The organism is Pseudomonas sp. UC 17F4, assembly GCF_900101695.1.
In the GTDB taxonomy this organism is placed as follows: Bacteria; Pseudomonadota; Gammaproteobacteria; order Pseudomonadales; family Pseudomonadaceae; genus Aquipseudomonas.
The window spans coordinates 4,289,847-4,314,680 of record NZ_FNKV01000001.1; the positions used below are offsets into that span (position 1 = coordinate 4,289,847).

At 63.9% G+C, this 24,834-nt stretch carries 24 protein-coding genes and 1 riboswitch; of the genes, 16 read left to right on the top strand and 8 right to left on the bottom strand.

Annotated features, from left to right (window positions below; all coding sequences use genetic code 11):
* Positions 1–2: 2 nt before the first annotated feature.
* Positions 3–896, bottom strand: coding sequence for a GNAT family N-acetyltransferase (locus BLR26_RS19485; RefSeq protein WP_176794273.1), 894 nt, complete (start codon positions 894–896; stop codon positions 3–5).
* Between the two features lie 164 nt (positions 897–1,060).
* On the opposite strand from BLR26_RS19485, the gene BLR26_RS19490 reads away from it, so the two are divergent.
* From BLR26_RS19490 to BLR26_RS19500, 3 genes are all read left to right on the top strand, one after another.
* Positions 1,061–1,567: a sigma-70 family RNA polymerase sigma factor gene (locus tag BLR26_RS19490; protein ID WP_045201262.1), complete on the top strand. Its 507-nt coding sequence runs from the start codon at positions 1,061–1,063 to the stop codon at positions 1,565–1,567.
* The gene (locus tag BLR26_RS19495) at positions 1,564–2,547 is read left to right on the top strand and encodes a FecR domain-containing protein (protein ID WP_093384414.1); all 984 of its coding nucleotides are present in this window, start codon (positions 1,564–1,566) and stop codon (positions 2,545–2,547) included. Before BLR26_RS19490 ends, BLR26_RS19495 begins: the two co-directional genes overlap by 4 nt.
* 86 nt (positions 2,548–2,633) lie before the next feature.
* Positions 2,634–5,084, top strand: coding sequence for a TonB-dependent siderophore receptor (locus tag BLR26_RS19500; RefSeq protein WP_093384417.1), 2,451 nt, complete (start codon positions 2,634–2,636; stop codon positions 5,082–5,084).
* Between the two features lie 90 nt (positions 5,085–5,174).
* Here the strand turns inward: BLR26_RS19500 and thpR are convergent, their stop codons facing one another.
* Positions 5,175–5,714 carry an RNA 2',3'-cyclic phosphodiesterase gene (gene thpR, locus BLR26_RS19505; RefSeq protein WP_093384422.1) on the bottom strand — a complete coding sequence of 180 codons (540 nt, stop codon included), beginning with the start codon at positions 5,712–5,714 and terminating at the stop codon, positions 5,175–5,177.
* A gap of 245 nt (positions 5,715–5,959) precedes the next feature.
* Here thpR and lpxO point away from each other — a divergent pair, with 245 nt between their 5' ends.
* The 4 genes from lpxO to BLR26_RS19525 all read left to right on the top strand — a co-directional run bounded on the left by lpxO (position 5,960) and on the right by BLR26_RS19525 (position 10,553).
* Positions 5,960–6,859, top strand: coding sequence for a lipid A hydroxylase LpxO (lpxO, locus tag BLR26_RS19510; protein ID WP_045201333.1), 900 nt, complete (start codon positions 5,960–5,962; stop codon positions 6,857–6,859).
* Positions 6,860–7,025: 166 nt separating this feature from the next.
* Positions 7,026–7,370 (top strand): carboxymuconolactone decarboxylase family protein, encoded by a 345-nt coding sequence (locus BLR26_RS19515; protein ID WP_045201258.1) that lies wholly within the window; start codon positions 7,026–7,028, stop codon positions 7,368–7,370.
* Positions 7,371–7,462: 92 nt separating this feature from the next.
* Positions 7,463–8,020, top strand: a complete 558-nt coding sequence (locus BLR26_RS19520; protein WP_093384426.1) for a GNAT family N-acetyltransferase — start codon at positions 7,463–7,465, stop codon at positions 8,018–8,020.
* A gap of 76 nt (positions 8,021–8,096) precedes the next feature.
* Positions 8,097–8,303, top strand: a riboswitch (cobalamin riboswitch).
* A gap of 108 nt (positions 8,304–8,411) precedes the next feature.
* Positions 8,412–10,553, top strand: coding sequence for a TonB-dependent receptor (locus BLR26_RS19525; RefSeq protein ID WP_093384430.1), 2,142 nt, complete (start codon positions 8,412–8,414; stop codon positions 10,551–10,553).
* 60 nt (positions 10,554–10,613) lie between these two features.
* Here the strand turns inward: BLR26_RS19525 and BLR26_RS19530 are convergent, their stop codons facing one another.
* The gene (locus BLR26_RS19530) at positions 10,614–11,525 is read right to left on the bottom strand and encodes a LysR substrate-binding domain-containing protein (protein ID WP_045201255.1); all 912 of its coding nucleotides are present in this window, start codon (positions 11,523–11,525) and stop codon (positions 10,614–10,616) included.
* A gap of 99 nt (positions 11,526–11,624) precedes the next feature.
* On the opposite strand from BLR26_RS19530, the gene BLR26_RS19535 reads away from it, so the two are divergent.
* From BLR26_RS19535 to BLR26_RS19565, 7 genes are all read left to right on the top strand, one after another.
* Positions 11,625–12,716, top strand: a complete 1,092-nt coding sequence (locus BLR26_RS19535; RefSeq protein WP_093384433.1) for a tartrate dehydrogenase — start codon at positions 11,625–11,627, stop codon at positions 12,714–12,716.
* Between the two features lie 196 nt (positions 12,717–12,912).
* Positions 12,913–14,511, top strand: a complete 1,599-nt coding sequence (locus BLR26_RS19540) for a BCCT family transporter (protein WP_093384437.1) — start codon at positions 12,913–12,915, stop codon at positions 14,509–14,511.
* Positions 14,512–14,682: 171 nt separating this feature from the next.
* Positions 14,683–15,804 carry an aromatic ring-hydroxylating oxygenase subunit alpha gene (locus BLR26_RS19545; RefSeq protein ID WP_045201252.1) on the top strand — a complete coding sequence of 374 codons (1,122 nt, stop codon included), beginning with the start codon at positions 14,683–14,685 and terminating at the stop codon, positions 15,802–15,804.
* Positions 15,805–15,855: 51 nt separating this feature from the next.
* Positions 15,856–17,304, top strand: coding sequence for an NAD-dependent succinate-semialdehyde dehydrogenase (locus BLR26_RS19550; protein WP_093384440.1), 1,449 nt, complete (start codon positions 15,856–15,858; stop codon positions 17,302–17,304).
* A 57-nt stretch (positions 17,305–17,361) separates the two neighbouring features.
* Positions 17,362–18,333, top strand: coding sequence for a PDR/VanB family oxidoreductase (locus BLR26_RS19555; protein ID WP_093384445.1), 972 nt, complete (start codon positions 17,362–17,364; stop codon positions 18,331–18,333).
* A gap of 397 nt (positions 18,334–18,730) precedes the next feature.
* A complete protein-coding gene (locus BLR26_RS19560) occupies positions 18,731–19,813 on the top strand; it encodes a helix-turn-helix domain-containing protein (RefSeq protein ID WP_093384448.1) in 1,083 nt (360 codons plus the stop codon).
* A 31-nt stretch (positions 19,814–19,844) separates the two neighbouring features.
* Positions 19,845–20,534 carry a YoaK family protein gene (locus BLR26_RS19565; RefSeq protein ID WP_093384453.1) on the top strand — a complete coding sequence of 230 codons (690 nt, stop codon included), beginning with the start codon at positions 19,845–19,847 and terminating at the stop codon, positions 20,532–20,534.
* A gap of 6 nt (positions 20,535–20,540) precedes the next feature.
* Here the strand turns inward: BLR26_RS19565 and BLR26_RS19570 are convergent, their stop codons facing one another.
* Entirely contained in the window at positions 20,541–20,891 is a 351-nt protein-coding gene (locus BLR26_RS19570; protein ID WP_045201247.1) for a DUF2322 family protein, read from the bottom strand.
* 219 nt (positions 20,892–21,110) lie between these two features.
* Between BLR26_RS19570 and BLR26_RS19575 the strand changes: the two genes are divergently transcribed.
* Positions 21,111–21,266 (top strand): YceK/YidQ family lipoprotein, encoded by a 156-nt coding sequence (locus BLR26_RS19575; protein WP_176794274.1) that lies wholly within the window; start codon positions 21,111–21,113, stop codon positions 21,264–21,266.
* Between the two features lie 12 nt (positions 21,267–21,278).
* Here BLR26_RS19575 and BLR26_RS19580 read toward each other — a convergent pair whose 3' ends face one another.
* Genes BLR26_RS19580 through BLR26_RS19590 form a run of 3 tightly spaced genes read right to left on the bottom strand, consistent with a single transcriptional unit; the run spans position 21,279 to position 23,709 of the window.
* On the bottom strand, positions 21,279–22,103 hold the full coding sequence (locus BLR26_RS19580; protein ID WP_093384456.1) for a methyltransferase domain-containing protein: 825 nt from the start codon (positions 22,101–22,103) through the stop codon (positions 21,279–21,281).
* Positions 22,104–22,129: 26 nt separating this feature from the next.
* Positions 22,130–22,492: a DUF1641 domain-containing protein gene (locus BLR26_RS19585; protein ID WP_093384460.1), complete on the bottom strand. Its 363-nt coding sequence runs from the start codon at positions 22,490–22,492 to the stop codon at positions 22,130–22,132.
* Positions 22,493–22,518: 26 nt separating this feature from the next.
* Complete coding sequence (locus tag BLR26_RS19590; protein ID WP_093384463.1) at positions 22,519–23,709, bottom strand: NAD(P)/FAD-dependent oxidoreductase; 1,191 nt, start codon at positions 23,707–23,709, stop codon at positions 22,519–22,521.
* A 199-nt stretch (positions 23,710–23,908) separates the two neighbouring features.
* Between BLR26_RS19590 and BLR26_RS19595 the strand changes: the two genes are divergently transcribed.
* Positions 23,909–24,328, top strand: coding sequence for an RDD family protein (locus BLR26_RS19595; protein WP_093384467.1), 420 nt, complete (start codon positions 23,909–23,911; stop codon positions 24,326–24,328).
* A 1-nt stretch (position 24,329) separates the two neighbouring features.
* On the opposite strand, the gene BLR26_RS19600 is transcribed toward BLR26_RS19595, so the two are convergent.
* Entirely contained in the window at positions 24,330–24,728 is a 399-nt protein-coding gene (locus BLR26_RS19600; RefSeq protein WP_045201241.1) for a hypothetical protein, read from the bottom strand.
* Positions 24,729–24,834 lie beyond the last annotated feature (106 nt).

Here is a 24,834-nt window from a genome sequence, read left to right on the forward strand (position 1 = left end):
GCTCAGGCGTGTGACAGCAACGGGAACATCAGCCGGGCGTCTTCGATGAATTGGCCGGCCTGGCCGAGCACGAACAGGCTGTCATCCGACACCAGCGGCTGCGCCTCGAAGCCGCTGCTATCCAGCGGCGCAAACCCCAGCACCACCCGGGTGGTCTGGGGTGTGCTCAGTTCTGCAATCAGTGCCTGCAGGTCGAGCGCACGCCTTGCGAACACCTCATAGAGCGTCATCACCCCGTCGACGATTTCCATCACCACATAGGCCTGCAGCGCTGGCGAGTAGTGAACGCAGTCTTTGAAAAACGACGTGCAATAGAACATCGTCTGGTCAGGGTTGCTGCGCATCGCCAGGCGTGCAACGGGCACGGCACTGTCAACCGCGCTGATGAAGCGCTGGCGCTCGAGCAGGTCGTCCATGTCGACCCGGTGGAAGCTGCAAGGCCTGTACGCTGGGGTTAGCGCCGCGCTGTATTCATGTTCGAGCACCCGCGCAAAACCGAATTTCGGGTAGTAATCCAGCACCGTGTCGTTGGCAAACAGGTAGACCAGTTCGCACTGGCCCTGCCATCTGTCCAGCACCCGCTCCAGCAACACGCGGCTCAGGCCCTGGCCGCGATACTCCGATGCGACCATCACCGTGCCCAACTGGATGCCACGCCTGGGTTCGCCGAGCACATCAAAATGCATCAGGTTGACCGAGATGTTGGCCACGATGCGCCCGTCATGGGCCAACGCCCACGGCTGGTAGCCTTCGCCCCAATAGCCGTCCTGGTACCACTGTTCGAAATCAAATTCGAAGGTCTGGTGGGTCAAGGCGTTGAAGCTGGCGCGCAGCCGGGTATCGTCCTTGAAGTTTTCCAGCAGGCTGAACTGCTGGCCTGCGATCGACAGGTCCATGCGCATTTCTCTTGGTTTTTATCTGGTCGCCACCCTATTACTGCGGCCAGGAACAATCTGTAGGTAAATTGTAAAGCGGGCCGGACGCGGGTGATTGCACCATGCCTCTCCGCACAGGTAAGATTGAGAACGATTCACACTCACACCTTCGGGAACGCCAACCGGTGCCAACCTCTTCCACCCGCAAGCTGGGCTTCTTTTTCAGCGACCATCACCGGTGGCTCCTGCAGCATATTCATAAGCGCCTGCGCAACCGCGCCGACGCCGAAGACACCGCCGCCGAGACCTTCTGCCAGATGCTCGCCGCCCAGGTCGACCCGGCCAGCATCCAGCAGCCGCGCGCCTACCTGTCGACCATCGCCCGCCGGCTGATCTTCGACCGCCATCGTCGGCGCCAGCTGGAGCTGGCCTACCTGGAACGCTTGTCGGCGCTGCCCGAGCCCCTGGCGCCCTCCCCCGAAGAGCAACTGCTGCTGATCGAGGCGCTGGTGAGCATCGACCAGGTGCTCGACGGCCTGCCGATGATCGTCAAGGCCACCTTCCTCTACAGCCAGCTCGACGGCATGAGCTACGTCGATATCGCGCGCAAGCTCGACATCTCCGAGCGCACGGTCAGCCGCTACATGAAGCAGGCCCTGAGCCAGTGCTACCTCAGCGAGCTGGCGCCATGAGCCAGCGCCGCCTCGAGCCCAGCGCCGAAGCCGCTATCGACTGGATGGTGCGCCTGAGTTCGGGCAACACCGACGCCCAGGTGCACAGCGAGTTCAGCCAGTGGCTGGGCAGCGACCCGGCCCACGCCCAGGCTTGGGCGCGCTTGCAGGAGCGTCTGGGTGGCGCCTGCCAGACCGTGCGCAACTTCGAACGCCGCGCCCCGGGCCAGGCCGGTGAGGCGCGCCAATTGCTGCTGCAAACCAACGGCTCGCGGCGCGAGCTGCTGCGTGCCTTCGTCGGTATCGGTGTGCTCGGCGGCGGCCTGTGGCTGGGCGCGCGCAGTGAGGTCGGCCAAGAGCTGCTGGCCGATTTGCGCACCGCCAAGGGCGAGCGCCGCGACTTTACCCTGGCCGATGGCAGCCGCCTGAGCCTGAACGCCGGCAGCGCCGTCGACTTGCAGTTCGATGGCCAGCAGCGCTTGGTGATATTGCGCCGTGGCGAGCTGATCATCCAGGTCGCCGCCGACCCGCTACGGCCGTTACGGGTGCGCAGCGCTCAGGGCGAAATGCGCGCCCTGGGCACACGCTTTCTGGTCAGCCAGCAAGCCCAGGCCACGCGCCTGGTGGTGCTTGAGCACTCAGTGCGCGCGCGGCTTTTCAACGGCAGCGAGCTGGACGTGCAGGAAGGCCAGGCCGCGCTGCTCGGTGGCGAACGCATCGAAGCCCTGGGCAACGGCGAGCGCCAGCGCGCCGACTGGCTCAGTGGGCGCCTGAACGTGCTGGATGACTCCCTCGAGTCGGTGGTCGAGGCGCTGCGCCCTTACTACCGCGGCTTTGTCCGGGTCGAACCCGAGGTGCGCGGGCTGCGCGTGCAAGGGGTGTTCCCGCTGGACGAACCGCAACGGGCCTTCGCCGCACTGGCTGAAACCCTGCCGCTCAAGGTCGATCACTACAGCCCGTGGCTGACGTTGATTGGGGCGAAAACCCCGGCGCAAAAATAATTTATGCAAATCACTCGTATTTGTGTCCGGTTTTCATTTCTCATTGCACCTATCTCCTGACACGCCAACATAATCAGGAGAATTCCGTGCTCAACCCTTGGTCCCACGCCCTTCCTGTCGCCGTGGCCCTGGCCACGCTGGCCAGCGCCGCCCAGGCCCAGGAACAGGCCCTGAGCTTCAACCTGCCCGCCGCCGCCCTGGCCAGCACCGTCAATGCCATCGCCAGCCAGAGCGGGCGCATCGTGTCCCTGGACCCGGCGCTGGTACAAGGCAAGCAGGCACCGGCGATCGTCGGCCGGATGAGCGCCGTGCAGGCCATGCAAAAGGCCCTGGCCGGCAGCGGCCTGCAGTTGCTGGTCACCGAACAGGGCAACTTCAGCGTGCTGCCGAGCATCGACGCCGGCAACGCCCTGGAGCTGGGTGCGACCAATATCAACGGTATCGGCAGCGGTCTGGACCCAGCCACCACCGAGGGCACCGGCTCCTATGCGGCGCGGGCCACGACCATTGGCAAGGGCAGCCATACCCTGCGGGAAATTCCGCAGTCGGTCACGGTCATGACCCGCCAGCAGATGGACGACCAGAACATCGTCGACCTCAAGGACGCGGTCAACCAGACCACCGGCCTGGTCGGCCTGCAGGGCGTGGGCCCGGGCCTGATCATTACCTCGCGCGGTTTTCAGATCGACGACTGGCAATACGACGGCGTGGCGATCCCGCGCAACAACTATTCGCTGGGCAACTGGGCGACCCAGGACCTGATCTTCTTCGACCGCATGGAAGTGCTGCGCGGCTCCTCCGGCCTGCTGCAAGGCACCGGCAGCCCGGGCGGCGCCGTCAACCTGGTGCGCAAGCGCGGCCAGGCTGCGCCCACCGTGACCGTCACCGGCAAGGCCGGCAGCTGGGACCACTACGGCCTGCAACTGGACGCCGGCGGCCCGTTGAACGATGCCGGCACCGTGCGCGGGCGCTTCGTTGCCGACGAGGACCAGAGCGATTCGTTCGTCGACTACGAATGGAGCAAGACCCACTCGCTGTACGGCGCGCTGGACTTTGACCTGAACGAGGCCACCACCCTGGGCCTGGCGATCAGCCAGTCCAATGCCGAGTCGCGGCCAATGCTGCGCGGCCTGCCGCGCTATGTCGATGGCAGCGGTCTGGATGTATCGCGCTCGACCTTCACCGGCTCGCGCTGGAACCACCTGGAGATCGACGTCACCACCCTGTACGCCGACCTCGAGCACCGCTTCAACGACGACTGGAAATTCCACGTTGGCGCCATTCGCATGAGCGAGACCAACAAGTCGACCCACCAGCGGGTACAAAGCACCGGCGACGGCATCAACCTTGACGGCAGCGGCCTCACCTATGCCGACTGGATCACCGATTTCGACTCCACCAAGGTCGGTGTCGACATGAACCTGGTGGGCAAGTTCGACGCCTTCAACTTCGAGCAGGAACTGACCCTGGGCGGCAACTACTCGAAACTGACCACCGATGACCGCTTTGCCCGCGCCTTCAATCCCACCAGCGACAGCATCTTCGGTATCGACCATCATCGCCCGGAAATCAGCACCGAAAGCCTGCTGGCACAACGCACCGGGCGGGGCCTGACCGGCGCCTACGACATTCGCCAGAAAGGCCTGTATGGCGCCTGGCGGGTCAAGCTGGCAGAGCCGTTGACCCTGGTACTCGGTTCGCGGGTCAGCTGGTTCGACTACCGCTATGATTCGAGCGACTACTTTGGCGGCACCGGTGTCGTCTCTGTCAACCCGACCAGCACCATGACCGAAAGCGGCGAGGTTACCCCGTACGCCGGCATCATCTACGACCTGAGCCGCGAATGGTCGCTGTATGCCAGCTACACCGACGTCTTCGTACCCCAGACCGAACGTGCAGTCGGCGGCGCGGCGCTCAAGCCGATCATTGGCAGCAACTATGAAATGGGCATCAAGGGCGAACTGCTCGATGGCCGCGTCAACACCTCGCTGGCGGTGTTCCGCTACGACCAGGAAAACCGCGCGATCACCGACGTTGCCTCAGGCTTTGCCTGCGATGACTGGTACTGCTCCACCGCCGCCGGCAAGGTGCGCAGCCAGGGTATCGAGGCCGAAGTCAGCGGCGAAGTGCTCAGCGGCCTGCAGCTGTTTGCCGGCTACACCTACAACACCACCACCTACCTCGACGACCCGGACAACAAGGGCAAGGTGTTCAGTACCTGGACGCCCAAGCACATGTTGCGCATGTGGGGTAACTACCAGCTGCCGGGTGACTGGAGCAAGGCCAGCGCCGGCCTGGGCTTTACCGCGCAAACCCATACCCTGGGCTACGAGCACACCTACGACGTGCCCGGCTACGCCGTGTGGAACGCGCGTCTGGCGTACCAGCTGACGCCGGAAGTGGGCCTGGCGCTGAACGCCAACAACCTGTTCGACAAGCACTACTACATCGCTGCCTACAACCAGCTCAACGGCAACAACAACTTCGGCGACCCGCGCAACTTCACCTTCAGCGTGAAGTACACGCCGCAGTTCTAGGTTGTCAGTGCTGGCCCTGTCGCGGGTCAAGCCCGCTCCTACAGGTTTGAGGTGATCTCTGTGGGAGCGGGCATCAATCAGGCAACAGCGCTACAACGGCCACTGCGCCAGCGGCCAGTACTGCCCCTTGCGCGATTCGAACAAGCTGAAGTGCCGCGCGCGCAGGATAAATTCTGCCGGCACCAGCGCTTCGGGCTCACTGCCACGGTAGTCGCGGGCCAGTGTCAGGTGCGGGCGGTAGTCCCGTGGGTCCTCGGTAAAACCCAGCGCCAGCATCGCCTGCTGCAGGGCATACGCCAGCTGGCGCAACGCCGCCGGCGTCTGGCTGGGCACCAGCACCAGCGCCTTGGCCGGGCGCCACACCTGCAAACGGTCGAGCACCACTGTCAGGGGTTCGCCGGCCACCTTCACGCCCGCTGCGCCGGCCAGAATCGCCGGTAACTGCGCAGTGCCCGCCACACCGACGAACATCAACGTCAGGTGAAAGTTCGCCGACGGCACCGGTCGCGCGCTTTCCAGTTCCAGCTCGCTGCGCCAGCGGGCAATCGCCCGGCGCTGTTGCGGTGCGCAATCGAGGGCAAAAAACAGCCGCTTGAACGGCTCACCGGTATCGCCATTGCCTGGGTCCATGCCTCGTCATCCTGTGCGTTTTGGGGTTGTTGAGACTCTACCGCCAGTTACGCCATGGCGGCGAGGACTGGAATTCTCACGAACTTATCTGCGTTAGCCACCCGCTGAATCGTTCACGCAAACACTTGCGCCTAGCACTATGGTCGGACACATAACCGGTAACAATTACTACAAACCGTGATCACGATTGTTTATGCTGGCCGGCTTATGCCATGGCGCATCGCCACATCGACAAGTATCCGCCCATGAAAATCTTCTTCGTTTTACTGTTTGTTTTCTCGATTGCCTACGTTCATTTCAGAGGCAAAGTCAGGCACAAAGTCACCCGCCAGCTGGGTGATCACTCAAGCTTCCTGGCCCCGGTCAACGTCTTTCTGTACCTGTTCTCCAAGCTGCCGGCCAAACCGTACCTGCCGGTCGAGTCGTTCCCCGAGCTCAAGCCGTTGCAGGACAACTGGCAGGAAATTCGCGCCGAAGCCCAGCAACTGCTGCACGTCGGCGAAATCAAGAGTTCGCAGAACTACGACGACGTCGGCTTCAACTCGTTCTTCAAAAGCGGCTGGAAGCGCTTCTACCTGAAGTGGTACGGCGAGAGCCACCCGTCGGCAATGAAGCTGTGCCCGCGCACCACCGAGTTGCTGCAGGGCATCGGCACGGTCAAGGCGGCGATGTTCGCCACCCTGCCGCCGGGCTCCAAGCTGGTGCGCCACCGCGACCCCTATGCCGGCTCGTACCGCTACCACCTGGGCCTGGATACACCCAATGACGACGGCTGCTACATCTGCGTCGACGGCCAGAACTACGCCTGGCGCGATGGTGAAGGGGTGATTTTCGACGAGACCTACATCCACTACGCCTCGAACCAGACCGAGCACAACCGCATCATCCTCTTCTGTGACGTCGAGCGCCCGCTCAAGTACCGCTGGGCCACGGCGTTCAACCGCTGGTTCAGCAAGAACGTGATGGCAGCCGCGGCGGCGCCGAACGATGCCGGCGACAAAACCGGCGGCATCAACCGCCTGTTCACCCGCATCTACAAGATCCGCGAACGTGGCAAGGCCCTGAAAAAACGCAACCGCACCCGCTACTACCTGGAAAAATGGGCAGTGGTGGCGGCCTTGGTGCTGGTGTTCATCTACATCTGATTCAGACCGCTGTCGCTGGCAAGCCAGCTCCTTGTAGGAGCGGGCTTGCCCCGCGATGGCACCCCTGCCAAAGTCCTGCCTTTCCCCGACCATCGACCAACGGCGCCCCGCCGGCAAAAAAACTAGCTTCACTGTTCTAGTTGCCAACCACACCAAGGTGAAGACAATGAGCATGATGGACTGGGATGCCTACCGTAAGCAGTTGATGGCCGGCATCGGCGATCTCAAGCAACTCTCTCCCGACACGGTCAACGGCTACATGACCGCCAGCGGCGCCGGGGCCAAGACCAACCACCTGGATGCCAAGACCCGCGAGCTGATCTCGCTGGCCGTGGCGGTCACCACCCGCTGCGACGGCTGCATCGCCGTGCATTCGGCCCAGGCGGTCAAGCACGGCGCGAGCCGCGAGGAAATCGCCGAAGCCCTGGGCGTGGCCGTGGCCATGAACGCCGGGGCGGCGCTGGTGTACTCGGCGCGGGCGCTGGATGCCGTGGGCAAGGCCGGGCAGTAAGCCCGACCCTGAGTGCGCGGCCTGCGCCGCGCCTCACCCACTTCCTGGCGTTTTCGCATAAGCTAGCGGGCGAACCGTTTCCAGGACACCCCATGATCCACATCCGCCCCATGACCGCCGCTGACTTCGAGCTCTTCTGGCCGACCTTCCAGGCCATTGTCAGCGCCCGCGAAACCTACGCATTCGACCCGGCCATGAGCCAGGAGCAAGCCCGCCAGCTGTGGCTCGACGCACCGTTGCAGACCCTGGTGGCCGAAGAAGATGGCGTGCTGCTCGGTTCCTACTTTCTCAAGGCCAATGCCGCCGGCCCCGGCAACCATGTCAGCAATTGCGGCTACATAGTCTGCGACGCCGCCCGTGGCCGCGGCGTGGCGCGCTTGATGTGCGAACACTCGCAGCGCCTGGCGCGGCAACTGGGTTTCCTGGCCATGCAGTTCAACTCGGTGGTGTCCAGCAACGAGGTGGCGGTGGCCTTGTGGCAGAAGCTCGGCTTTGCCATCGTCGGGCGCTTGCCCAACGCCTACCGGCATGCGCGCCTGGGGCTGGTGGACAGCCTGGTGATGTACAAGTGGCTTGAGGAGCCGAAGCAGCCAATGCTGATCGGGCGCAAGAACATCGAGGCGGTGGTGTCGCGCAAGCGCGGGCGTTGAATCGATAGTGGCGATGCGCTGGCGAACTGATCTGCTCATTTGCCCAAGCCGTTGACTGCAAAGGTTTTCGGTGTTCAGATGCGCGCCAGTTTCAGGTGTCCTGCGCCGCCGTGCGCAGGGTGAAACGGGAAGCCGGTGCGTCATGTAAATGACTAGTCCGGCGCTGCCCCCGCAACGGTAAGCGAGCGAAGCCTTCGAAACACCACTGTGCCCTGGCATGGGAAGGTGAAGGCCTTCATGACCCTCGCAAGCCCGGAGACCGGCCTGAAGCTTCTGTTTGGCAACCCCGCGGTGGGCGGGCGCAGGCCGGTTGGCGTCCGCCTGCGCGTGCGCCATGCCTCCATGCGTTGTTCCCTCCGGGATTCATTCTTCCTGTTGACTGTGGAACGACATGTCCCGTACTTCCAAGCTTCACACCCTGGCGGCCAATGCCCTGGCCCCCTGCCTCGCCTTCTCTGCGCCAGCTTTCGCCGATGACCCCAGCCCCTCTGCGCTGGCCCTGCCCTCGACGGCCATCACCAGCAGCAGCGACAACGAATCCGTCAGCTTGGCCACCCCGCTGCCCGCCGGCTCGCGCCTGAACCTCAGCGCCATGGACACCCCGGCCAGCACCAGCAGCCTGGGCAGCGAAGCCATCGACGGGCGCAACAACCTCACCGTGCAGGATGCCGTGACGCGCTCGCCGGGCATCACCTCGGTGGCCACCCCGGGCAACGGCAACACGGCGCTGTCGGCCCGTGGCTTCAGTGGCCACGGTTCGGTGATGACCCTGTTCGACGGCGCGCGGATGTACACCGGCGCCGGCACCCAGAGCTTCCCGGTCGACCCGTGGATGATCGAGCGCATCGACGTGATCCGCGGCCCGGCCTCGGTGCTGTACGGCGAAGGCGCCACGGGTGCGGTGATCAACGTGATCCCGAAAAAGCCCTTTGCCGGCGAGATCCGCAACCACCTGCGCCTGGGCTACGGCTCTTACGACCGCCAGCAACTGGGCCTGGACAGCGGCGGTTCGCTGAGCGAGCGGCTGAGCTACCGGGTGACCCTCAACCGCCAGCAAAGCAACGGCTGGATCGACCGTGGCGACTCGAAGAACCTGGCCATGAGCGCCGCCCTGCGCTTCGATGCCAGCGACGACCTGAGCTTCACCCTGGCCCACGAGCGCGGCGACGCCGAACCGATGAACTACTTCGGCACGCCGCTGATCGACGGCCACTACCGCGACAGCCTGAGCAAGAAGAACTACAACCTCAAGGATTCGGCCCAGCACTACCACGACGAGTGGACGCGCTTTAACACCGACTGGAGCATCAGCGACTCGATCAGCGCCAGCAACCAGCTCTACTACCTCAAAAGCCGCCGGCACTGGCGCAACGCCGAGGACTACAGCTGGAACAGCGGCGTTGGCCAGCTTGAGCGTGGCAGCTACCTGGAGATCAAGCACGACCAGGAACAGCTCGGCGATCGCCAGAGCTTCACCTTCGACCACTCGCTGTTTGGCCTGGCCAGCAAGACCGTGGTCGGCGCCGAGTACAACCGCATTCGTTTCGGCATCGACAGCAACTCGCCGTACAACGACATCGGCGGCGATTTCGTCGACCCGTGGCAGCCGGCGCCGGGCTACTTCCACAGCGCCAGTCCGACCCGCGCGCAAACCGACAGCACCACCCGCACCTTCGCCCTGTTCGCCGAGAACCGCACCCAGTTGTCGGAGCGCTGGTCGCTGGTCACCGGCATTCGTCGCGACCAGAACCACATTGACCGCAACAACCTGGTCAACGACACCCGCAGCGACCGCAGCCTCAATGGCGGTAACTGGCGCGCCGGCCTGGTGTTCGCGGTGAATGAGCAACTGAGCCTGTACGGCCAGTACTCCACCAGCGAGGATGGCGTCAGCGACCTGGTGACCCTGAGCCCGACCCAGCAGCAGTTCGACCTGACCGAAGCCAAGCAGACCGAGTTCGGCCTCAAGCAGCTGTTCTGGGACGGCCGTGGCGAGTGGACCCTGGCGGCTTATCACATCGTCAAGAAGAAGCTGCTGGTCGACAACCCCGACACCCACCAGAAAGAACAGGCCGGCCAGCAGACCTCCGATGGCCTGGAAGCGACCCTGGAACTGGCCCTGGCCAACCAGTGGCATGTTTCGGCCAACGCCTCGGTGGTACGCGCCAAATACGACGACTTCGACCAGGTAGTGAACGGCCAGAGCGTTTCCCGCGCCGGCAACCGCCCAAGCAACGTGCCACGGCGCACCGCCAACCTGTGGGTCAGCAAGGGCTTTGGCGACGACGTCGATGCCGGCCTGGGCCTGCGTTATGTCGATGAGCGCTATGCCAACACCGCCAACTCCCAGAGCGTGCCGGGCTTTACCGTGGTCGATGCCAACCTGGGCTGGCAGGTGCTGCCGGATGTGCGCCTGGGCTTGCAGTTGAATAACCTGCTGGACCGGCGTTATGCGGCCACCGCGCATAGCGGCGAGCAGTGGTTGATGGGGCAGCCGCGGTCGTATTTTGCGACGCTGGATTACACGTTCTGAGGTGAGGCCATCGCGGGGCAAGCCCGCTCCTACACAGGCTGTGGGAGCGGGCTTGCACCGCTAATCCGGCAAGCTATAGCGCTCGGCAAAGTACTGGCGGAAAAACTCCACCGCCACCCGCACCTTGGCCGAGCTGGCCAAGGGCGAGGTGTACACCGCCCAGATGTCCGCCGGCTGGTGATACTCCGCCAGCACCTGCACCAGGCGCCCGTCGGCCAGGCTGTCGTGCACATCCCACCACGAGCGCAGCAAAATCCCGCGGCCATCCAGGCACCACTGGTGCGCCACTTCGCCGTGGTTGCTCGACAGGCTGCCGGTCACCCGCACGCTCTCCTCGCCATTGGGCCCTTGCAGCTGCCAGACACCAAACGGGTGGTCGCGCTCCTTGATCACCAGGCAATCATGGCTGGCCAGCTCGGCCAGCACCCCGGGCGTGCCGCGCCGGGCCAGGTAGGCCGGCGAGGCACAGAGCACCCGTCGGTTCCGGGCCAGCGGCTTGGCAATCAGGTTGGGGGCGATGGCATTGCCGACGCGGATGTCCAGGTCGACGCCCTCTTCGATCAGATCCACCAGGCGGTCATGCACGTCCAGGCGTACATCCAGGCGCGGGTAGCGCTCGGCCAGCTCCGACAGCGCCGGGGCGACGAAGCGCCGGCCCAGGCCCAGGCTGCTGGCAATCCGCAGCTGGCCCACCGGCTCGCGGTGCTGGGCGCTGATGTCGTCGCCCATGCGCTGCACCGCATCGAAAATCTGCTGCGCCCACTGGTACACCCGCTCGCCCTCCTCGCTCACTGTCACCCGCCGGGTGGTGCGGTGCAGCAGGCGCACTTCAAGGGTTTGCTCCAGCACGCGGATGCGCTTGCTGATGAACGCGGCCGACATGCCGAGTTCTTCGGCCACCGCCGCGAAGCTCGCGCGCTTGGCCACCTGAAGGAAGATATTGAGGTCGTCGAGGCTGGGAAGATTATTCACGATGCGTGCACTAAGAATCCATGAATCACGAGATTATCTCTGAATCCTGCCCTTATAGCATGAGCCGCACCTGTTCCCTAGACAACGAGTGCGCCCCTCATGAGCAAGACTTTCAGAATCGCTGCGATCCCCGGTGACGGCATCGGCAACGAAGTACTCCCCGAAGGCATCCGCGTGGTCGAGGCCGCCGCGCGCAAGCATGGCCTGGACATCAGCTTCGAGTTCTTCGAATGGGCCAGCTGCGGCTACTACCTGGCCCACGGCAAGATGATGCCGGACGACTGGTTCGAGCAGCTCAAGGATTTCGACGCCCTGTATTTCGGTGCAGTGGGCTGGCCCGACAAAGTCCCGGACCACATCTCGCTGTGGGGCTCGCTGCTGAAGTTTCGCCGCGACTTCGACCAGTACGTGAACATCCGCCCGGTGCGCCTGTTCCCTGGCGTGCCCTGCCCGCTGGCTGGCCGTGAGCCGGGCGATATCGACTTCGTGGTGATCCGCGAGAACACCGAAGGCGAATACTCGTCCCTGGGCGGGCGCATGTTCGAAGGCACTGACAACGAGTTCGTGCTGCAGGAGTCGGTGTTCACCCGCCGTGGTGTCGACCGTATCCTCAAGTACGCCTTCGAGGTGGCACAAACCCGCGAGCGCAAGCACGTGACCTCGGCGACCAAGTCCAACGGCATGGCCGTGAGCATGCCCTACTGGGACGAGCGCACCGCAGCCATGGCTGCCAATTATCCGGACATCACCTGGGACAAGCAGCACATTGATATCCTCTGCGCCCGCTTCGTGCTGCAGCCGGATCGCTTCGATGTGGTGGTGGCCTCGAACCTGTTCGGCGACATCCTCTCCGACCTCGGCCCGGCCTGCGCCGGCACCATCGGCATCGCGCCATCGGCCAACCTCAACCCCGAGCGCAAATTCCCGTCGCTGTTCGAGCCGGTGCACGGTTCGGCCCCGGACATCTACGGCAAGAACATCGCCAACCCGATCGCGATGATCTGGTCGGGTGCGCTGATGCTCGAGTTCCTTGGCAACGACGGCGCCGACCCGCGCTACCGCGCCGCCCACGACGACATCCTCAAGGCCATCGAGCAGGTCATTGCCGCCGGCGACACCACCCGCGACATGGGCGGGCAGAAGTCGACCCAGCAAGTCGGCGAAGCCATCAGCGCGCTGATCGAAGGTTGAGGACCATGGGCCGATTGTCAGAATTGTCTGACAAAACGGCCCCTTGGCTCTTGCGGGTGAAGCGGATTATCTGCAGAATCTGTTAACCAAAAGATTCACGTCAACCATTAGTTAACATAGAAGCAGGGAGTGCTGCCGTAACACCCCGGATTGCCTGCCGGGTATAGCTAAGAACGCCAACGTCCAGGAGACGATGATGTCGCACAAAAATAAAAAGATAGATGTGTTCCTGATTTCCGTGAGTTTGATTGCCGTGCTGCTCACTGTCATCGGCCTTGCAGCCTTCCCGGGCGAAGCCGAGCACGCGGCCAACCAGTTGTTCGAACTGTCGACCCGGACCTTCGGCACCAGTGTCCAGGTGCTGGTGTTCGGCAGCTCGCTGGCGGTGCTGTACCTGGCCTTCAGCAAGTACGGCAACATCCGCCTGGGCAGTGGCAAACCCGAGTACGCCACCGCCACCTGGGTGTTCATGTTCATCTGCGCCGGCATGGGTTCCTCGACCCTGTACTGGGGCGTGATGGAATGGGCCTACTACTACCAGACCCCGGGCCTGAACATCGCCGCCGCTACCCCCAAGGCGCTCGAGTACAGCATCAGCTACTCGTTCTTCCACTGGGGCGTCAGCGCCTGGTCGATCTATGCCTTGGCCTCGCTGGCCATGGCCTATCACTTTCATGTACGCAAGAAGAGCGGCCTGAACCTGGCCTCGATCGTTGAAGCGGTGACCGGCTTCAAGGCCACCGGCCCGGTCGGGCGCAGCGTCGACCTGATCTTTTTGCTGACCATGATGGGCGCACTGACCGTGTCGCTGGCGCTCACCGCCTCGACCCTGACCCGTGGCCTGCATGACCTGGCTGGCACCCCGGACACCTTCACCGTGCAACTGCTGGTGATCGGTGCGGTGGCGGTGATGTTCTCGCTCAGCTCCTACATCGGTATCGATGGCGGCCTGCAGCGCCTGAGCAAGATGGTCTGTATCGGCGCCCTGGTGTTTGCCCTGGTGGTGCTGCTGGTCGGCCCGACCCAGTTCACCATCAACAACACCGCCAACTCGATTGGCCTGATGATCCAGAACTACGTGCACATGAGCCTGTTCACCGACCCGGCCGGCGATGGTGCCTTTACCCGCAACTGGACGGTGTTCTACTGGCTCTGGTGGGTGTCCTACGCGCCAGGCGTGGCCATGTTCGTGACCCGCGTATCGCGCGGCCGGCAAATCAAGGAAGTGGTCATGGCCCTGCTGCTCGGTGGCAGCTTCGGTTGCTGGTTCTTCTTCGGTGCGCTGGAAAGCTACAGCATGCACCAGTTCATCACCGGCGCCGTCGACGTACCGAAGATGCTCAGCGAACAAGGCGGCGAATCGGCGGTGACCCATCTGCTGCTGGCCTTGCCGTGGGGCCAGGTGTTCCTGGGCGTGTACCTGTTCATCATGGCGATCTTCTGCGCCTCGCACATGGACGCCGCCGCCTATGCCGTGGCCGCCACCAGCACCCGCAACCTGCGCGAAGGCGACGACCCGACGCCGACCCACCGCCTGTTCTGGTGCGTGGTGCTGACCCTGGTGCCGCTGGCCATGCTGTTCGCCAAGGCCTCGTTGTCGACCATGAAGACCGCCGTGGTGCTCACCGCCATCCCGTTCATGGTGATCCTGCTGGTGAAGATCTACGGCTTCTTCAAATGGATGATCGAAGACTACGGCCAGGTCCCGGCCTACCGCATCGAGGAAGAAGCGGCGCGCATGGCCGGTGAAGAACCGGCGCAAAAAGCCCCGCGCAGCGCCGCCGCAGTGCACTGATCACACACCTGTGGGGGCGGGCTTGCCCCGCGATAGCGATCTGAGCCTCGTACAGGCCAGATCGCGGGGCAAGCCCGCTCCTACAACAGCAGTAAATTTTTTTGCCTGATTTGTTAACTGATAGATACGCGTTAACCAATAACTAAAAACCGTGCTTGTGAGACCCCGATCATGAATGACTTCAAACGCCTGCCCGCCGATTTCTGCGCCAACGCCGAAGAGGCGTTCACCATCCCAGCGAGCTTCTACACCCAGGCCGCGGTGTTCGAGCACGAGAAAGAAAACATCTTCGCCCGCAGCTGGATCTGCGTCGGCCACCGCAGTGAAGTGGCCGAGAACAACGCCTACATCACCCGTGAAGTGATCGGCGAAAGCATCATCGTCGTGCGCGGTCGCGACAGCATCCTGCGCGCCTTCTACAACGTCTGCCCGCACCGTGGCCACCAGTTGCTCAGCGGCAGCGGCAAGGCCAAGAACGTCATCACCTGCCCGTACCACGCCTGGACCTTCAAGCTCGACGGCGACCTGGCCCACGCGCGCAACTGCGACAACGTGGTCAACTTCGACAAAGAGAACTCGACCCTGGTGCAGCTGCGCGTCGAAGAATACGCAGGCTTCATCTTCATCAACATGGACATGCAAGCGGGTTCGGTCGAAGACCAGCTGCCCGGCCTGCAAGCGCGCATGCGTGAAGCCTGCGGCGTGATCGACGACCTGCACCTGGCCGCGCGCTTTGTCAGCGACACCCCGGCCAACTGGAAGTCGATCGTCGACAACTACCTCGAGTGCTACCACTGCGCCCCGGCCCACCCGGGCTTCTCCGACTCGGTCGACGTCGGCCAGTACAGCCACAGCATGCATGGCAACTGGACCCTGCAGTACGGCCTGGCGAAACCTTCGGAGCAGTCGTTCAAGTTCGACGAAAGCGTCAAGGACCCCTCCTTCGCAGGATTCTGGGCCTGGCCGTGCACCATGTTCAACGTGCCGCCAGGAGCCAACTTCATGACCGTGATCTACGAGTTCCCGGTCGATGCCGAAACCACCCTGCAGCACTACGACATCTATTTCCTCAACAAGGACATCAGCGAAGAGCAGCAAAAGCTCATCGACTGGTACCGCGAAGTGTTCCGCCCCGAAGACCTGCGCCTGGTCGAGAGCGTGCAGAAAGGCCTCAAGTCGCGCGGTTACCGTGGCCAGGGCCGGATCATGGCCGACCGCGAGCGCAGCGGCATGAGCGAGCACGGCATTGCTCACTTCCACAACCTGATCGCCGTCGCCCACCTCAACGACTGATACCGCCCGCCGCAGGCCTGACCGCCTGCGGCGCGCTTCGGAGTGCCTTGCGTGAAACTCAATGACAACAAGCTGTTCCGCCAGCAGGCCTACATTGCCGGGCGCTGGTGCGACGCCGATGACCGGCGCAGCCTGCCAGTAACCGACCCGGCCACCGGCGAGCTGCTCGGCAGCGTGCCGCTGATGGCCGGCAACGAAGCGCTGCGCGCCATCGAAGCCGCCGAAGCGGCCCTGGCCGACTGGCGCGGGCGCACCGCCAAGGAACGCGCCCAGGTGCTGCGTCGCTGGTTCGAACTGCTGCTCGAGCACGAACAGGACCTCGCCCGGCTGATGACCTTCGAACAGGGCAAGCCGCTGCACGAAGCCCTGGGTGAAATCCGCTACGCCGCCTCCTTCGTCGAATGGTTCGCCGAAGAAGGCAAGCGCGTTTATGGCGACGTGATCCCCAGCCCGTCAAACGACAAACGCCTGCTGGTGATCAAGCAAGGCATCGGCGTGTGCACCGCCATCACCCCGTGGAACTTCCCGGCGGCGATGATCACCCGCAAGGTCGCCCCGGCCCTGGCCGCTGGCTGCACCATGGTGGTCAAGCCGGCCAACGAAACACCGTTCTGCGCCCTGGCCCTGGCCGAGCTTGCCGAGCGCGCCGGGGTACCGGCCGGGGTATTCAGCGTGGTCACCGGCGATGCCCCGGCGATTGGCGCGCAGTTCACCGGCCACCCGAGCGTGCGCAAGCTGAGCTTTACCGGCTCCACGCCTATCGGCCGCCTGCTGATGGGCCAGTGCGCCGAGACCATCAAGAAAGTCAGCCTGGAACTGGGCGGCAACGCGCCGTTCATTGTCTTCGCCGATGCCGACATCGACGCGGCGGTCGAAGGCGCCATCGTCGCCAAGTACCGCAACGCCGGGCAGACCTGCGTGTGCGTCAACCGCTTCTACGTGCACGACAGCGTGTATGAGCAGTTTGCCCAGCGCTTCGTCGAACGCGTACGGGCCCTGGAAGTCGGCCATGGCAGCGCCGTCGGCAGCCAGATCGGCCCGCTGATCAGCGACAAGGCGGTGGCCAAGGTCCGCAGCCTGATCGACGACGCGCTCGGCAAAGGCGCCGAGCTGGTGCTAGGCGGCAAGGCCCATGCCCTGGGCGGCAACTTCTTCGAACCCACCGTGCTGGCCAACATTGGCCCGGGCATGGAGCTGCTCGAAGAAGAAATCTTCGGCCCGGTGGCGGCGCTGGTGCGCTTTAGCAGCGACGAGCAGGTCATTGCCCTGGCCAACGCCACCCAGTACGGCCTCGCCGCCTACTTCTACAGCCGCGATATCGCCCGGGTGTTCAAGGTCGCCGAGCAGCTGGAGTACGGCATGGTCGGGGTCAACACCGGGCTGATCTCCAACGAGGTCGCGCCGTTCGGTGGCATCAAGCAATCGGGCCTGGGCCGTGAAGGCTCCAAGTACGGCATCGAGGATTATCTGGAAATCAAATACCTGTGCCTGGCGGTCTGAGCACAGGTTCCGACACGCGGCAGGGCCTGCCGCGTGCTGTTGCAGTCGAGGTGAAACATGGCCAACAAGTATGAAATGTTCAGCGTGCAGGTAACCGAAGTCGAACAGGCAACGCCGCTGATCAAGCGCTTCACCCTGGCCCGCGAAGACGGCGCGCCGATGCCCGCCTTCACCGGCGGCAGCCATGTCATCGTGCAGATGCAGGGCGCCGATGGCAGCCAGTTCAGCAACGCCTATTCGCTGATGAGCGATCCGCGCGACACCCGCAGCTACCAGATCGGCGTGCGCCTTGAAGAGCAGTCCAAGGGCGGTTCGGCGTTCATGCACCAGCAGGTGCAGGTTGGCAGCCGCCTGACCATCTCCTCGCCGAACAACCTGTTCGCCCTCGACCCCAGCGCCGGGCGCCATGTGCTGATTGCCGGCGGCATCGGCATCACGCCGTTCCTGGCCCAGTTGCACGAGCTGGAAGGTGGCGCCACTGATTACGAGCTGCACTACGCCTTCCGCGCCCCGGAGCACGGTGCCTTCCAGCAGCAGCTGGAAAGCGGCCCGCATGCCGGCAACACCCGTTTCTACATCGACAGCCTCGAGCGCAAGCTCGACCTCGCCGCTCTGTGCGCGGGCCTGGCTGACGATGCCCACCTGTATGTGTGCGGGCCCAAGCCGCTGATCGATGCGGTGATCGCCACCGCCGCCAAGGCCGGCATCGGCGAGCAGCGCGTGCACTGGGAGCAGTTCGCCGCCGCCCCGGTCACCGGCGCCGCCTTCACCGTGGTGCTGGCCCGTTCCGGCACCGAGCTGCAGGTCGAGGAAGGCATGACCATCCTCCAGGCCATCGAGAAGTCCAAGGCCGCCAAGGTCGAATGCCTGTGCCGCGAAGGCGTGTGCGGCACCTGCGAGACAGCGATCCTTGAAGGCGAGGCCGAGCACTTTGACCAATACCTGAGCGATGACGAAAAGGCCGCGCAGCAGAGCATGATGCTCTGTGTCTCGCGGGCCCGCTCGGCACGCTTGGTGTTGGATCTGTAGGCATCAAGCTCCAAGCTTCAAGCCTCAAGCTGCAAGACAGGTACGCTCAGGCTCCTCTTGCAGCTTGAAGCTTGAAGCTGCCCCATAGGGGTGCTGGATCTGTAGGCATCAAGCGCTAGGTTTCAAGCCTCAAGCTGCAAGACAGGTACGCCCTGGCGCCTCTTGCAGCTCGAAGCTTGAAGCTTGAAGCTTGAAGCTTGAAGCTTGAAGCTTGAAGCTTGAAGCTTGAAGCTGCCCCACAGGGGTGCTGGATCTGTAGGCATCAAGCGCCAAGTTTCAAGCCTCAAGCTGCAAGACAGGTACGCCCTGGCGCCTCTTGCAGCTCGAAGCTTGAAGCTTGAAGCTGCCCCACAGGTATACTGGCAGGCTCTTGGCCCCCGATCAGGACACCCTGCCGATGATGGAAAACAGTTTCGCCTTTCGCCTCAAGGAACTGCTCGAGCATCACAAGCTGACGTTGCAAGCCGTCGGCACGGCCCTGGGGATCTCGCGCACGGCGGTACACAAATGGACCCGTGGCGGCGAAATCGACTACGACAACCTGCGCAAGCTGGCCGATTTTCTCAAGGTCAACTGGATCTGGCTGCGCTACGGCGAAGAAGCCCTGCAGAACATCCAGCAGCCGCAAGTGGTCGAGCTGCCGATGACCGACCTGCGCCGGCGCTACACCGCCCAGATCATGGAAAGCGAAACGCGCATGAAGCTGGCCCAGGAAGGTGCGCGCATCGTCACCTGGGAATGGAACCTGATCAGCGACGAAGTCACCTACTCGCCCAACGTCGAGCAGGTCTATGGCTGGCCGGTGCATCGCAACGAAGACTTCTGGGCCCACCTGCCGGCCGAAGACGTCGAGCACATGCAGGCCATGTACGCCCAGGCGGTGGCCGACGGCAGTGGCTGCGAATGCGATTTTCGCATCACCCGCCCCGACGGCGAGGTGCGCTGGATTGCTTCCCGGGCCACGGTGCTGCGCGACAGTGCCGGGCGTTCGGTGAAGATGGTCGGCATCAGCATGGACAACACCGAGCGCAAGGTCGCCGAAGAGGAACTGCGCAACAGTGAAGAGCGCTTCCGGGCGATCTTCGAATTGGCCTGGGGCGCCCTCGCCTACATCGACCCCGACGGCAGCTGGCAGCGGGTCAACAACAGCCTCTGCGAGCTGCTTGGCTACCGTGCCGAAGAACTTTACGGCATGACCTTCCAGCAGATCACCCACCCCGATGACCTGGCCGCCAACCTGCAGTTGCTGCAGGCCATGCTCGCGGGCCAGAGCGAGCGCTACGAGGTGGAAAAACGCGTGCGCCGCAAGAACGGCGAGTACCTCTGGGTGCGCGCGCGCACCTCGCTGCAGCGCCGCCGGGACGGTGCGCCGGAGCACCTGATCAGCGTGTTCGAGGACATCAGCGCCGAGCGCTGCGAGCACGAGCGCCTGCAGGCGCATATCGCCGGGCTCGAAGCACGGCTGACAGAAAAACCCTAAGCCCACTCATCGCTTATCGGGAGCGCCAAGGATGCTGCCAGGTTCCACCTCCACTTCTGCCCGGGTCGCGCGCCTGCGCGGCAGGGTTGGCTTGTATTTTGTCGCCGCGCTGTCGGTGCTGGCCGGCATGACCGACGCCATCGGCTTCATGGCCACCGGCGATTTCGTCTCGTTCATGAGCGGCAACACCACGCGCCTGGCGGTATCGCTGGGTGCAGGTGAGCTGGCGCCGATCCTGCGCATTGGCGCGGTGCTGCTGGCCTTTGTCGTCGGCAATGCCCTGGGCGTGGTGATCGCGCGCCTGAGCGGCCGCCGCCCGTGCCCGCTGCTGCTGATCATCGCCGCGCTGCTGGGGTTGGCGGCACTATTGCCCAGCACCCTGCAACTGCCGGCACTGGTCTCGGCCGTCACCGCCATGGGCATGATCAACGCCGTGGTTGAAGAGGTGAACGGCCTGCCGATCGGCCTCACCTATGTCACCGGCGCGCTGTCGCGCTTTGGCCGGGGCCTGGGCCGGGCGCTGCTGGGCGAGCGCCGGCAAGGCTGGCGGGTGCAGTTGATTCCGTGGACCGGGATGTTCGTCGGCGCCGTGCTCGGGGTGCTGCTGGAGCAGGCCTTCGATCTGGCCGCACTGCTGTTCAGCGCCCTGCTGGCCGCCGCGCTGGGCGTGATCTCGCTGAAGATCCCGCGGCGCTGGCAGCTCAGGTACATGCCGCGCTAGGCAGATTTACAGGCAGGTGGCCAGGGCCGCCATGCGCCGCAGGGCGACGTTGTCGTTGTGCTTGGCGTAGTAACTGACCGCAGTGCTGGCGCCCTGGGCCTTGATGTCGGCAAAGGACTCCGCCTCACGGGTGTAGACGGTGAAGCCGCCTTGCTTGCCAGGCTCGAGGTAGCCGCTGGCATCGACCCCGAAGACGTCCTCGTCCTGCCAGCCGAACTGGATGCACTGGGCAACCACATCCGCCGCCTTGGTCGAGGTGAAGGCCTTGGTCGGCGCCTGGCCGCGCGCCGCCTCCATGGCCGAAGACGCACACCCGGCCAACAACGCTGCAGCGACCATCGCCATTACTACCCGCATGACTCATCCTCGTCAGAAAAAAGACGTGACTGTAGCATTGCCCGGGCGTCAAAGAGACAACCCGCGCGCATAAAGCAGCGGTTTCATCTGCCAAGGAAGCGCACCATCAGAACCCTCGCCTGCCTGCTGCTCAGCAGCACCCTCGCCCTCTCTGCCTGCGGCTCGATCATGGGTCGGGGCTCGGGCTACTACTCTGAGCGCCCCTCCGATGGCGCCTTCATGGGCAGCCGCTCGAATGTGGCGATGCTGTTCGCCCCGACCTACCTGCAGTACTGCTGGCCAACCCTGGTCTGCCCGGCGGCCTTTATCGTCTCGCTGCCGGTGGACGTGACCCTGGACGTGGTGCTGCTGCCCTACGACATCGCCCGGCGCTGATGCCGGGCAAATTCACAGGGTGGCGACAATAAAGGTGCGCTTGAACGGGAACAGCGTGCGGCCGTCGTCCTCCTGCGGGTAGTGCGCGTGCAACAGCTTCAGGTACTTGTCGAGAAAGGCCTGGCGTTCGACCTCGTCCAGGGCAGTGAGCACCGGGCGCAGGGCCGAAACCTTGACCCAGTCGAAGATCGGCGAATTGCCCTCGACCACCTGCAGGTGCTCGGTCTCCCAGATGTCCAGCTCGCGGGTCAGCGGCGCCAGCAAGCGGTAGTAGCTGTCCAGCGTCAGCACATTGCGCGCGGCCATGAACTTGCGCAGTTCCAGGGTCCCTAACGGCCGGCCACTGGGCCCGGGCTCGCTGAGGGCGCGCAGCATCAACTGGTACCAGGGCGCATCGCGCCAGTTGGGCATGTGCGCAGCCAGGCAGCCGCCCACCTGCAACTGCCCCAGCAAGCGCGGCAACAGGCTTTCGTGGTCTTCGATAAAGTGCAGCACGGCGGCGGCAAACAGCAGGTTGGCCGGTTTTTGCGCCTGCCACTGGCTGACATCGACATGCAGCCAGTTGACGCTGATCGGCAGTGCCAGCGCCTCCTGGAGCATCTCGACCGAACTGTCGACGCCGAACAGCTCGGCCCGTGGCCAGCGCTCGGCGAGCAGGCGCGTGGCGATGCCGGTGCCGCAGCCCAGGTCATAGATGCATTCGGGTGAGTCCAGGTGCAGGTGGTCGAGCAATTCCAGCACCGGGCGTTCGCGCAGGCGGGCAAACTGCAGGTAGCTTTTGGGGTCCCAGGCGCTGTTGGCGCCGGGTGCGGTGGTGCGTTTACGCGGTTCGAGCATGACGGTGGTCCTCTAGCTCCGTGCGATCAATCCTGTCGTCCAATGACATTCAATACTCTGAGTACCAGGGCAAGCCCTCGACGGGTGTGCGGGTCTTGTAGCAGCAACAGCAGGCCATACAGGCTGGGGGTGGGTTGGTTGCGGGTTTGCGCCGAGGCCATGCGCAAGGCATTGCCCAGGTTCCAGCTCAGGGCCGTGGCCTCCTCGAACAGCCCCGAGAGTTTCTCGACCATGGCCGCATCGAGCAGGTCGACAAGGTCGGCGCTCAGTGACAGCAGGTCGACGACGTTGTCCAGGCGGCCACTGTCGAGCAGCGGCTGGAGTTTGCGCACCAGGGCGTCCAGGCCCGGGTTGGCGCTCACTACGGCGGGTGAATCGATAGCATCCATGACACTCGGCCCCTCCCGTTGTCGGGTCAAAGCATTCCACGGGCCACGGCCCAGTACAGGCCGCGGTTGAATCCATTGCGCAGCAGGCTGCCAAGCTTGGTCGGCGGCGTCGGCAGCACGTCGTGAAGGTAGTCGTAGCACAGCGGCATGCCCATCCCCAGGCCCATCTGCGCCGCAGCCTGGACCTTGCCGTCGTACACCGCGCAGGTGCTGCCCAGGCGGATTTCGCCGGCGATGTTGTTGGCGATTATCGGTGCCTGGTTATGGCAGGCGCCGCCAGCCTTGCTGATCGGCAGGTCGACGCTGTCGCCGATCACATACACGCCGTCCAGGCCATAGACCTGCAGGGTTTCGTGGTTGGTCGGCAGCCAGCCTTCGTTGTTCGGCGCGCGCGAGGCGCCGCTGTGCAACACGGCATCCACCGCGCGGATTGGCGGCGTGGCCATGAGAATGTCGAACGGCTGCGCGTCGCCCTCTTCGGAGTAGGCAATGCGCTGTGCGGGATCGACCTTGCTGAGGGTGAAGCCGCGCTGGAAGCGGATGTTCTTCTGCTCGAAAATGCCCGGCAGGATCTCGCCGGTGGGCCGCTGCAAGAACAGGCAATTGCGCAGCAGCTGCGCGGTGCTCGGGTAGGTGTAGATGATCTCGACCTTGTCGCGCACCCCGCGCTGGCGCAGGTAGTCGTCGAGCATCAGGGTGGTTTCCACCGGAGCGATGCCGCATTGGTGCGGCACGTTGGGGGTTTGCGGAAACGACACGGTGATGAAAATCCGCCCCTTCTCGATGCTCGCCAGGCGCCGCGCCAGTTGCCGCGCCGGCTCGTACTGGTAGAAGTGGTCACCGGCCTCCTGCAGGCCCTCGATACGCTCCGGGGCGGGCACGCAGCCGGTGGCGATCACCAGAAAGTCATAGCCGTAGCGCTTGCCTGAGCGGGTATGCAGGGTTTGCCCGGCGAAATCGAAGTGGGTGACTTCCTGCACCTGGAAGTCGATTTCCGGGCGCAGCAACGAGCGCTGCGGGCGCTTGAGCTCGTTTTCGAAGAACTGGTTGAAGGCCACGTACATGAACGCGGGCTTGTAGTAGTGATGAGCGGAATTGGACAGCAGGGTCACGCGCACCTGCTCGCTGAGCACTTCCGGGTAGAGCTTGCTTACCAGTTGATTGGCCAGCATCGTACCGCCGACGCCGCCACCCACAATGACAATATGCCTGGCCATTGAGTCGCATCCCTGCTGTGGATCCAATCCACATGGTTAAAGCACCGGCGACAATAAGCAAATACTCCTTGGCTATAAGTGTTAATCCATTGGTGCAAGAATTGCGAGCGCATCAGGGGGTTGCTGCCAATCCAGGCCGTGCGTTAAAGCGCCAGGAATGCGACCATCGCCCTACCTCGCAAGGATCAGCGCAATCACCATGCACGTCTCCCGCACCACCCTGATCATCCGCCGCATCGGCGCCTGGCTGCTCGATACCCTGCTCGCCCTTGGCGCCTGGTTTGTGCTGGCCGTGCTCGGCTATGGCCGTGGCGAAGACGGCATGCTGCTGATGCAGCTGCTGTACTTCCCGGTATTTGAATACCTGATGCGCGGGCGAACCCCGGGCAAGCTGCTGCTGGGGCTGATGGTGATCAACCGCGCCGGCCAGCCGCCGAACCTGTTGCAGGCGCTGGTGCGCGGTATCACCCGGCCGTTCGAGGCCGCCTTTGGCCTGATCGTCATCTGGCTGTGCGCCGAGTCGCGCCATTGCCAGCGGCCCGGCGACTGGCTGGCGCGCAGCTATGTGATCGACAGCCGCGACCTCAGGGTGCTGCGCCAGCAGGCAGGCACCGGCTAACTTACAAAGCCTCGTCGGCGTCCTCGTCTTCTTCGACTTCACGCTTGTTGGCCATGCCGTTCATCAGCCCTATCACCCCCGCCACGTACAGCCCGGCCAGGCACATGATCACCGAGGGCTCGACGCCGAAGATCATCTGCGAGATACCCGCTATCGCCAACACCAGCAGGCCGCCGAAGACGTTGGTGTCGATGTTGTGGTGATTGAGCAAAAACGTGCCCAGCAACGCCAGGGCCACCAGGCTGAAGCAGATGGCGATGTAGGAGTAGGCCTTGAAATCCCAGATCAGAAAGACATTGATCGTCGAGGTGTAGTTGATGATGTAGCCGATCAGCGTGATGCAGCCAATGAAACCGAGGGCCACGGCGGTGCCCTTCCAGTTGCTGGTGTTGTGGTCCAAAACGTTCTTCCTTGAATGAGCAAAAATCGGCGGCCACTCTACCACCGATCCGCGGCAATGCCCCGCACGCTGCAGCACATCAACGAACTGGCGCTGATTTTCTGCC